General features: G+C 34.0%; 7 protein-coding genes. All 7 read left to right on the top strand.

Translation table 11 applies throughout. The features are described from left to right. Positions 1-444 precede the first annotated feature (444 nt). The 7 genes from CXF67_RS10295 (at position 445) to CXF67_RS10265 (ending at position 11,145) form a co-directional block, all read left to right on the top strand. Positions 445-2,064: a class I SAM-dependent methyltransferase gene (locus CXF67_RS10295; protein WP_102088662.1), complete on the top strand. Its 1,620-nt coding sequence runs from the start codon at positions 445-447 to the stop codon at positions 2,062-2,064. A 449-nt stretch (positions 2,065-2,513) separates the two neighbouring features. After that, positions 2,514-2,708: a hypothetical protein gene (locus CXF67_RS10290; protein ID WP_102088661.1), complete on the top strand. Its 195-nt coding sequence runs from the start codon at positions 2,514-2,516 to the stop codon at positions 2,706-2,708. A gap of 96 nt (positions 2,709-2,804) precedes the next feature. Continuing rightward, positions 2,805-3,221 carry a LytR/AlgR family response regulator transcription factor gene (locus CXF67_RS18815; RefSeq protein WP_257984657.1) on the top strand — a complete coding sequence of 139 codons (417 nt, stop codon included), beginning with the start codon at positions 2,805-2,807 and terminating at the stop codon, positions 3,219-3,221. 27 nt (positions 3,222-3,248) lie between these two features. After that, on the top strand, positions 3,249-3,506 hold the full coding sequence (locus CXF67_RS18810) for a LytR/AlgR family response regulator transcription factor (protein ID WP_257984658.1): 258 nt from the start codon (positions 3,249-3,251) through the stop codon (positions 3,504-3,506). Positions 3,507-4,361: 855 nt separating this feature from the next. Continuing rightward, positions 4,362-6,704 (top strand): TolC family protein, encoded by a 2,343-nt coding sequence (locus CXF67_RS10280; RefSeq protein WP_102088660.1) that lies wholly within the window; start codon positions 4,362-4,364, stop codon positions 6,702-6,704. A 17-nt stretch (positions 6,705-6,721) separates the two neighbouring features. Then, positions 6,722-7,807, top strand: a complete 1,086-nt coding sequence (locus CXF67_RS10275; protein WP_102088659.1) for an efflux RND transporter periplasmic adaptor subunit — start codon at positions 6,722-6,724, stop codon at positions 7,805-7,807. 227 nt (positions 7,808-8,034) lie between these two features. Then, positions 8,035-11,145, top strand: coding sequence for an efflux RND transporter permease subunit (locus CXF67_RS10265; RefSeq protein WP_102088657.1), 3,111 nt, complete (start codon positions 8,035-8,037; stop codon positions 11,143-11,145). Positions 11,146-11,269 lie beyond the last annotated feature (124 nt).

Raw genomic sequence — 11,269 nt, 5'->3', positions numbered from 1 at the left:
CTCTATTCTCCTTATGCGTTATGATTTTTGGGTATTTGTGAATCTCCTGTGTCGATCCAGCAAAAGCATTTTGCGGACCCTAATCTTCCTTTACTTTTTCTTCTCAAATGATTATTTAAAACCGTAATGACATTCTTTAGGGTTCACGAACCCCTATTTTATCAAATAGAAGTGGTGCGAGTAAACACGATTTTCACGAAGCGATACGAGGAGTGAAGTGGGAAGGTGTATGGCTTGAATTTAAATGGATTCATATATAAAACATTTACGATTTTCCTTCAAAACAATTCCTGAAAAATTTACTATATTGTTGATTTTAAAATATTGATACATATAATTGAACTTAAAATGCAATAAATCAACCTAGGGCTATAACAGGTAATAATAGTATGATTCAAAAAAATTATAAGCTAGCGTTATATTTTATAAATAAATAATAATTTTATGATTTCTAAAGAAAAGTCAGTTTTATTACGCGGTAAATTGTTTCGTCATCTTGATGGCATTGTTATGACTCCAACGGCCTCTTCTTTAAAAAAACACGGTATCATAGAGTATCTATTATTGCATAAAAAGGAAGACCTTACAACATTAGCTGCAAAATTCAATGCAAATGAAGGGTATTTAAACGTTGCTTTAAGAGGTTTGTGTTCACAAGGCTGGTTAAATCAACATGTGGATAATCAGAAAAATAACATCACTTTTGAAATAAATGATACATCAGAAATTGCTTTTAATCACTTTTTCCTCTACGAAGAAGCTTTAGATCTTTTGCATCTGTCTGAAAATTATCATCCTATAAAATTTATGGTGGCTCCTTTTCTGAAGCTGGAAAGTATTTATAAAAAACATAAAAAAAACTTTGGACTTGAGTTGTCAGAGAACAAATTAAAGCGAACGATACAAGAACAGATTCTTACACACATCGAAGGAATTATCGTGGGGCCGACCATTGTTAATTTAGGAATTAGCGGAATGTTTCACAAGTATTTTATGGAAACTAGGTTTAAACCTGAAGAATTTCACCAAAATCACATCCACTTTGAACGATTGCTCGATATTTTAGCTGATTTTGGTTGGTTTAATATTATCAATGACTCTTATGAATTTACTGAATATGGATTGTTTTTTGCGAAAAGAGCAAGTGCTTACGGCGTGACCGTTTCTTATATTCCAACACTCAGAAAATTGGACGACCTTATCTTTGGAGACCCATTAGTGCTTAAAAAATCTGTCAATGAAAAAGAAGAAAAACACGTTGATAGAGAAATGAATGTTTGGGGAAGCGGCGGTGCACATGCCGCCTACTTTAAAGTGGTTGATGAAATTATTATTGATCTTTTCAATAAACCAATTCAAGAACAACCTAAAGGAATTTTAGATTTAGGATGTGGAAATGGCGCCTTTCTAAAGCATTTATTTACAGTTATCGAAAATCAAACCTATCGAGGTACAGTCTTAGAAGAACACCCCTTAAAAATAATTGGCGTAGATTATAATGAAGCTGCCCTAAAAGCATCTAGAGCAAATTTAATTCAGGCAGACATATGGGCAAAGATTATTTGGGGAGATATTGGAGACCCTGATCTTTTGGCTCAAGATTTACAGGAAAAATATGATATTGATTTAAAAAATTTACTGAACGTACGTACTTTTTTAGATCATAATAGAATTTGGAAAACCCCTGCCGAAAACAAAAACTTAAGAGTGAGTTCTTCTTCCGGTGCATATACTTTTGAAGGCAAAAGATTAGACAATAATTTAGTTTCAGAATCTTTAAAACAACATATTAAAAAATGGACTCCGTATGTTCAAAAATTTGGCTTATTGCTGATTGAGCTGCACACGGTAAACCCCGAGCTTATTGCAAAAAATATTGGCAAAACAGCGGCGACAGCTTATGATTTAACACATGGATATTCAGACCAGTATATCCTTGAAGTTGATGAGTTTGAAAAAGTGATTCGAGAAGCTGGGTTAAGCTCAGAAGAATACGGAATTAGAAAATTTCCAAACTCAGATTTGGCCACTGTTTCAATAGGTTTATTTAAATCTAATCCATAGCCACACAACTTGTGAATACCTAAATTTTGGTTACATCCACAGTAACAGTATGATGCCGAATTAAAAATATACGGTACTAGTTTGAGTGGCGACTTTTCCGTATTTATACTGCAGGATTACTTGAGCCATACTCATGCGTTGTAATTTTCGGGTATTCATGAATCTGGGAACTCGATTTAGTAAAAGTGAAAGTTGTTAGTATACCAAATCATATTTATAATGTTGTATAAATAAATTGAATTATTTTTTGATTGATTGAAAAAAAAATAACTAGCATAGCCTTAGCTACGGTAATTATTTTGATGAAAAGCAAGCGAAAAAGAAATGATTTATTGCGACATTATAGGTTTAAATTGGTATTATATGTCGTTAGAGCAAATTAGATTAGAAAACACAACAGATATTAAGCTTTTTAAAACAGGAAACTTATCATCAAAAAAATTGCGCCAATGTTGTTCATCATTTTTGTTGAAAATGCTTTTAAACATTTAGGGAATACAAAAGATAAAAAAAATAGTGTTTGTGTATCCATAAAAGAAATAAATGACAAACTTATATTTATATGTAAAAACTCCATTGATCCTATAGTTCTTACTAAAAAAGAGATAGAAAAAGGTAAAATGGTATTGGCTTACAAAATGTAAAAAAACGATTGTCATTAATATACCCAGAAAAACATTCCTTAAATTTTAAGGACACTCCTGAAACTTTTAGTGTAGAACTATCACTTAATTTATAATATGAAACTATTACAATGTGTCATAGCGGATGATGAGCTTATAGCTCGTCAAATAATAGAAACTTACATGGAATCAATTCCTAATTTAGAATTGATAGCTTCTTGTAAAAACGCATTTGAAGTGATGGAAGTTCTTCGACAAAAAAAAGTGGATATCCTATTCTTAGATATCAATATGCCAAAGCTTTCGGGTTTAAGTTTATTAAAAACGATGCAGCAAAAACCAAATGTAATTATTACAACAGCTTATCCAGAATATGCAGTGGAAGGTTTTGAATTATCGGTTATAGATTACTTATTAAAACCATTTTCTTTAGAGCGGTTTTTACAAGCTGTTTTAAAAGTGCAGCAAAAATCAACTGAGCAAGCCAAAACAATATTTGTAGATCGAACGGAAGCCGCAACGTCTATTTTTTAAAAAGCGACAAGAAGAGTATTAAAAAAAATTAACTTTGACGATATTTTTCATATTGAAGCATATGGAAATTATATTAAAATAGGTACTGATAAAATGATTTTAACTCCGAAAACACTATCTGATTTCGCAGAAAAATTGCCTTCGAACTTCCTTCAAATTCACAAATCATTTATCATCAATTTTGATAAAATAAAATTGATTGATGGTAATCTAATCACACTAAATAAAGATTTAAAAGTACCTATAGGTAAATCATTTAGAAAGAGTGTTTTAGCACGTATTTAAAAGTAAAAACATATTGTTAGAGCATTTATACAAATGGTAAATACGGGTGTCTTTAAATACATATCTCAAGTGAAGTAAAGATACTTTAGATACTATGGCAGATAACCTTTAAACCCTATCTACAAACAATTTGTAAAATAGAATCTCAGAAAAGATAAATTGGAGTTTTTATTAGAGTAAGGGTATAGAAATCTAAACGGATGATTCTATGGATGATTGGATTTGGATCCTACATTTTATAATAACCTTGTTTCAAATCGTATTAAGCCAATAATGTTCATTGGATATTCCCTCAACGCTAAATAGCCAAGAATATAGCCCAACGAGCCGTAATTGTTTCCAAAGTTAAATGCAACCTTTATTTTTATTGTTTTGCCAGCGCTCTAGCCTGCTCAAAGCAAAATTTTCCGTGTTAAGATGAAATTTAAATTTTGGGTGAAAAATAGAGAAAGTTGCAAGTTGAAGTTTACAAGTTGCAAGTGAAAAAGTTGATTTGTTGAATCGTATAATCGTATTTTAGATGAACATTTCACTATTACTACCAACCTGCCTATCTAACAATTCAGCAATCGAACAACATGACCTCAGCAGCTTCAGCGAAGGGGGGTCTAATTATCTAGTTATCCAAGAATCTAGCACACTAAAGAACTAAACCTCGTATCTGGCAACACCTTTTTTTGCGCCAAATATTATTTAATATCAATTAAAATAAAAAAATTAATTAATCTGACTTCAGATCAATTAACTTGTTCTTTAAAACTGGAAATAAAGTAAACATCTTTCTATATTTATCAGATTTAATATTAAATTTATTACAATAACATAACTTTCAGAATTGTAAAAACTAACCAATCAATGAAAAAGTACTTCTTAATAGTGTCACTAATGGTTACCATCGTGGCCTTTTCACAAACTAAAAAAAACTATAATATTGGTCTTCTTCTCGATACGAAAACAGAAGAATCTACGGAGCTTCTTTCAAGGTTGAGAAACGAAATAAAGGCTGTTGTTGGAGAAGATGCAACAATTAGTTTTTCTGAAGCTAACGTGTTAATTAATAATTTCAATTTAGAAAAAGCAGCGACAAATTATAATATGCTATTAAATAGTAATGCGGATATTATACTTTCTTTTGGCCTTACTAATAACGTAGTTATTTCTAAAATAAAGACGTTCCAAAAACCTACTATTTTATTTGGTGAAATTAATAAAGATTTTGACTTTATAGATGGAGATAAAGAGACTTCAGTAATTTCAAATTTTACATATATAATTCTGCCACAATCTTATAAGAGAGATTTAAGTACTTTACAAGAACTATCAAGTTTCACTACAGTAGGTATTGCCGTGGAGGAAGGCTTAGTAAATGTCTTACCTTTTAAAGACTTGTTTAATAAAGTATCTCAAGAATTAGGTGTTGAATTTAAAATGATTCCTTACACAACTAGTGACGATATATCAAATGCCATTAATAACGATATTGATGCCTTTTATTTAGCGAGTGGTTTTTTTCTGAATGACAATGATATTTCTAAAATAGCAGCTAAGCTCATCGAAAAAAAAATACCATCGTTTACGAACACTACAATTGGTGATGTGAAAAATGGTATGATGGCGACAAACAATTCCGGAGATAATCTAGAGCAGTTTTTTAGGCGCATAGCACTTATTATAGAATCGTACGTAAACGGACAAAATCTTTCAGAGTCACAAGTATTTCTTGAGTTTGACGATAAACTTACCTTAAATAAAAATACAGCTGAAAAAGTTGGTCTGTCTATAAAGTTTAGTTTGGTGGCTAACACCAATTTTGTTGGGGATTTTGCAAATGTGGTTTCAGAAAAAAAGTACAACCTTTTAGATGTTATGAAAACTGTAGTTGGTGAGAACTTAAGTTTACAGGCAAGTCAGAAAGAAATTGAACTAAGTGAACAGGACGTAAGAACATCGAAAAGTAATTATTACCCGAGCGTTACAGCAAATGCGAGTGGCACTTATGTGGACCCAAATATTGCAGAAGTATCGCTAGGACAAGCTCCAGAGTTTTCAACCATTGGAGGTATTGCTTTAAACCAAACTTTATTTTCTGAAGCAGTAAATGCAAATATTACCATTCAGAAAGAATTATTAAAAGCACAAGAAGAATTATACAATTCTGATCAATTAGATGCCATATTTGAAGTGTCAAACGTCTATTTCAATGCGTTAATTTTAAAAGCAAATCTGCAAATTCAGAATCAGAATTTAAATCTTACAAAGAAGAATTTACAAATTGCAAAACAAAATTATGAAGCTGGGCAATCTGGGAAAGCAGATGTTTTGCGATTTAGAAGTGAGGCAGCTCAAAATATGCAAAGCCTAGTTGAGGCTTCTAACCAACTAGCACAGACCTTTTTTGTATTGAATCAATTACTGAATAACCCAATAGATTATAAAATTGACATTGACGAAGCTGAATTAGGCGAAGGCATCTTAAAAAATTATAACTATCAGCAATTACGCGATCTGATAGACGATCCAAAATCACGTAAGCCTTTCATTGACTATTTGGTGAAGATTGCGAAAGAAAATGCGCCAGAAATAAAATCGTTAGATTATAGTTTAAACGCCAATAAGCGCAGCATAAAATTAAATGGTCCAGGTAGATTTTTACCAACATTAGCTTTACAGGCACAATATAATAATGAGTTTAGTAGAAGTGGTGAGGGGTCCCAACATGTTGTAGAGGGAGTTCCTACTGGTCAATACTTTGTTGCTGCAAGTCTTTCCATCCCAATTTTTAATAGAACACAAACCAACATTAATAAGCAAATAGCGACCATACAGCAGGACCAACTCATTATCAATAAAGACAACGTAGCCTTAAGTATAGAGGCAAATGTTAATACTGCGGTTTTAGACTTAATTAATCAGATTGCCAATATTGAAATTTCAGAAATATCTGAGACCGCGGCCAAAGAGAGTTTGGAACTTACACAAGTTTCCTACTCCAATGGTGCCGTTAATATTGTTCAGCTACTTGATGCGCAAAATAATTATTTGTTCGCGCAGCAGGCTAATATAACCGCGGTATATAACTATCTATTGAGTTCAATTCAATTAGAACGTTTTATAAGTTATTATTTTTTAATGCACACACCAGAAGAGAATCAAGCTTTTATGCAGGCATTTAACGAGTATTTCCAAAATAGAGATTAACACATAAAAATTTCAAAATGAAAAATAAAATAGGAGCATTCGGATTACTTTTAGTCACTGTTTTTTTTATGTCTTGTAGTGAAAAAAAGGAAGAGGAGAAGCCACCCGTGCGCCCAGTTTCTTATCAGGAAGTCGGCTTTTTGGGAGGAGAGTCTACGCGCACCTTTAGTGGAACAGCAAATACAGCGAAGGTTATAGATTTAAGCTTCAGAAATAATGGTATTATTACCGAGTTTAATTTGAAAATCGGTCAGACTGTAAAAAACGGACAACTGTTGGCAAAACTAGACAATGTACAATCCCGTCTTAATTACGAAAACTCGTTGTCCTCCTTAAACAGTGCTAAATCACAAATGAATACGGCAAAACTAAGTCTAGATCGTGTACGCTCACTTTACGAAAAAGGAAGTACATCTTTAAGTGATTATGAAGCAGGGAAGAATCAGTTTAGAACTGCCGTTGATACTTACGAATCTGCAAAGCGTACTGTAGCTATTCAACAAGAACAAGTGAAATACGGTTTTATATATGCCCCAGAGAATGGAGTTATAGCAGCTGTTAATGCTGAAATTGAGGAAAACGTTGCGGCAGGTCAAAATATAGCTGTTTTAAATGCTGGTGTTGACATGAAAATCGAATTGGGTATCCCAGAAAAGGTGATCAATCAAGTGGAGAAGGATATGAAGGTAGCTATAAAGATGTCTTCACTTGAAGGTAAAACGTTTAGTGGTCAAATAACAGAAGTTTCCCCATCTATCGACCAAAATACTTCAACATATCCAGTGAGCGTAAAAATCATTAATCCGTCCAAGGATATTAGACCCGGAATGGCGGCTAACGTAACTTTTGAATTTGGTAGCACGCCATCAGCAAATAAAACATTGGTCATTCCTGCAAAATCTGTAGGTGAAGATGCCACGGGAAATTTTGTGTTTTTAATTGAAGAGTCGACTGGTAAATCGATTGTTAAGAAACAGCTTATAACGGTTGGTAATTTAACATCTGAAGGTTTTGCTGTGAAACAAGGCTTATCGGCTGGTCAAAAAATTGCTGTTGCAGGATTACAGACGCTTCTTGATGGGCAAGAGGTGAAGATGCAGTGAAAGAGGGCCTGAGATGGGAGACGGTAGACGGGAGAGGGAAGAGGGAAGACTTGAGATGGGAGGCGGAAGACGGAAGACAGGAGTAAAAAGGGAAACAACAGATACAAGACAGAAGTAAAAGAAACAATTTTGACAAGACAACTAACCATATTTAAAACCATACAAAACTTCAGTTTTGGAGCTTCGGACTCCAAACTTCGGTCTCAGGATCTAAAACTTAAAAGCCCATGAATCTTACAAAATTCTCTATAGAAAAAAACAGAATCACTTATATGGCTCTGGCGACTGTTATGATATTAGGTGTTTTTCTTTACCAATCATTGCCAAGAGACAGTATGCCACCCATTACTATTAGGGTTGCGACCATAGTATCTCAATTTCCAGGAGCAGGACCAGAGCGTGTGGAGGAATTGGTAACCGATAAAATAGAGAAAGTAGTTCAAGAAATACCGGAACTAAAGGAAGTGACGAGTACCTCTAGAACAGGTATATCAATAATTAAGGTGACGCTTAAGGATAAGGTAAACCCTGATAAACTGCAAAGTGTATGGGATAGATTACGTCGAAAGTTGGATATTATACCAGGCCTACCGGCCAATGTAAAACCAAACTTAGACGATGATGGGATAGGTGATGTATTTGGTATTGTTTTAGGCGTTACAAGCGATGGTTTTTCGTATGCCGAAATGAAAGAATATGTAGATGATATTAAAGATGATTTAATAAAATTAGACAATGCTGCTAAGGTTGAAGTTGGAGGAGAACAAGATGAGCGCGTCTTTGTAGAGTTTGATGGTTCTAGGCTTAAGGAGTATGGGCTATCTGCTCAAAAATTAAGTGGGATTATTTCGGCACAAAATATATTAAGTTCTGGTGGGCAAATTAATGTTGAGGACGAGCGCATTATACTAGAACCTACAGGAAATTTTGATTCGCTAGAAGATATAAGCAACATGCTTATTCCAGTTGGAGATGGGAGTCAATTGGTCTATTTAAAGGACATAACTACCGTTGAAAAAGGATACATTTCTCCAGCAACCAATAAAGTAAGTGTTAACGGTATGGATGCCATAAGTTTGCATATATCGCTAAAGGATGATGCAAATATTATTGCTTTAGGTGAAGAAGTAAAGCTTATAAAACGGAAATGGGAAGCCATATTGCCAGTAGGTTTAGAACTTCATACTTTATCATCCATGGATACCTATATAGATGAGAAGGTAGGTGCTTTTATGGTGAATCTTATGCAGGCTGTCGTCATAGTATTAGTAGTTATGCTTTTCTTTTTAGGTATGCGAACCGGATTAATTATAACGAGTTTAATTCCTATAGTTATCGTAACCACATTTATGGTGATGGGGCTTATGAATATTGGTATTAATCAAGTGTCCTTGGCTGCATTAATTATGGCTTTAGGAATGATGGTTGATAATGGAATTGTGGTTGCTGAAACCATCGTCGTAAAATTAGAAGAAGGGATTGATAGGAAAGAAGCTGCAATACAAGCTTGCTCAGAGTTATTTACACCACTGCTAATTTCTACCTTGACCACAGCAGTTGCATTTTTATCTTTTTATTTGGCAGAATCTGCAATGGGAGACATTGTTGGTCCTATTTTTCTAGTGATATCTATCGCACTAGTATCCTCATGGTTGATCTCCTTGACCATAATTACGCTGCTATCTTATATATTTATGAGGGCTAAAGCAAAAGATGCTAAACTAAGTGCTATAGACAAGGCCATTGAATGGTTGAAAGGGTATTACAAAGATTTTATCTTGATTGCATTGAAGCACAAGCTCAAAACAATGCTGCTTATCGTCATGGTGTTTGTAGTGGCTATTTTTGGTTTCACAAAAATTGATTTTGTATTTTTTCCAGATAGTGATCGAAATATGATTACAGTGGATATTAATTTGCCTTTGGGAACAAGAATTGAACGAACCACAGAAGTCGTTGGTGAAATTGAAGATTTTATAGCTGAAACCTTAAAAGTGTCTGAAACTCAAATAATGGGTATTAAAGATTGGTCCTCCTATATTGGTGAAGGACCTGAGTCATATGATCAAGGTTATACACCAGATGAAGCTAACTCTAGTTATGCCCATATTTTGGTGAATACCTCAAGTTTTACGGCGAATCAAGACATGATTAACAAGCTAGATGCGTTTTGCTTTGATAGTTTTCCAAATGCCGATATAAAAATTGGAGCGCTGGTATCTGGCGGGGGAGGTACTCCAATTGAAGTGAAAGTTACTGGTCATGACCCAGACGAGCTTTCCGAAATTGCAGAACAAGTTAAATTAAAATTAACTGCGATTTCAAGTACAAAGAATGTGAAAGATGATTGGGGTCCTAAAACCAAAAAGTTTATTATCGATATCGATCAAAATAGAGCGCAAACGGCAGGTGTTTCTAGTCAGGATATAGCGACCTCCTTGCAAACAGTCTTAGATGGATTTACAACTGGTGAATATAGAGAAGATGATAAATCGATCCCCATAGTTATGCGAAGTGATAAAAGCCAACAGCAGACCTTAGAATCTATCGAAACATTGAATGTATTCTCGCAAAGTTCTGGCAAAAATGTGCCTTTATTGCAAGTAGCTTCCATTAAACCGGTTTGGCAATATGCAAAGATATTACGGATGGATATCAATCGTACTATAACTATTTCGAGTGAGTTACGAGAAGGAGGGAATGCTTCTGCCATAACTGCTGAAATTACTCCGTGGTTAAAAGAGCAGTCCAAAAATTGGAGCGAAGGTTATAGGTATGAATTTGGTGGAGATGCAGAAAATACTGCTGAAAATATGGGAGCAGTGATTAAATATCTACCTCTTTGTGGTTTTATCATCATGTTACTATTAATTATACAATTTAACTCTTTCCGTAAAATGATTATGGTGTATTGTACCATTCCCTTAGCGATTATTGGGGTTGTTATTGGTTTATTTGTTTTTCAGGAACCCTTCGGTTTTATGCCTTTTCTAGGCGTTATAGCCCTAGCGGGAATCATTATAAATAATGCGATTGTATTAATTGACAGAATGGAAATTGAACAAAACGTTTTGAAGAGAAAAGAGGAAGACTCTATAATAACTGCTTGTTTGCAACGTTTTAGGCCAATATTACTAGCGACATTTACCACAGTATTAGGCTTGGTACCTTTATACTTAACGGGGGGAGAAATGTGGGAAGGTATGGCTGTTTCAATTATGATCGGTTTATTGTTTGGAACGGTGATAACTCTATTTTTCATTCCTGCATTTTATAGTGTTTTATACAAGGTTGACTATAAGGCCTACGTTTTTAACGAGAAGCTTCTTGATAATTAAGCCTTTATGAATTGCTGATAACTCCCCATCGTATTTAAAAATGGTAACGCGTTCATTGCCAACAGTAAATATTTTAGCTTCATCCTTCTCAATTTCATCAAGACCTATTAATTCGTTTAAAAAC

Source organism: Psychroflexus sp. MES1-P1E (assembly GCF_002836055.1).
Classification (GTDB): Bacteria; Bacteroidota; Bacteroidia; order Flavobacteriales; family Flavobacteriaceae; genus Psychroflexus.
Note: the sequence above shows the minus strand (reverse complement) of the source record. Positions and strands in the feature narration are given on the sequence as shown.

Bases quoted from the DNA above. Each gene is read 5' to 3' on its own strand.
- CXF67_RS10295 (WP_102088662.1), top strand. From the start codon at position 445: ATGATTTCTAAAGAAAAGTCAGTTTTATTACGCGGTAAATTGTTTCGT.
- CXF67_RS10290 (WP_102088661.1), top strand. From the start codon at position 2,514: ATGTTGTTCATCATTTTTGTTGAAAATGCTTTTAAACATTTAGGGAAT.
- CXF67_RS18815 (WP_257984657.1), top strand. From the start codon at position 2,805: ATGAAACTATTACAATGTGTCATAGCGGATGATGAGCTTATAGCTCGT.
- CXF67_RS10280 (WP_102088660.1), top strand. From the start codon at position 4,362: ATGAAAAAGTACTTCTTAATAGTGTCACTAATGGTTACCATCGTGGCC.
- CXF67_RS10275 (WP_102088659.1), top strand. From the start codon at position 6,722: ATGAAAAATAAAATAGGAGCATTCGGATTACTTTTAGTCACTGTTTTT.
- CXF67_RS10265 (WP_102088657.1), top strand. From the start codon at position 8,035: ATGAATCTTACAAAATTCTCTATAGAAAAAAACAGAATCACTTATATG.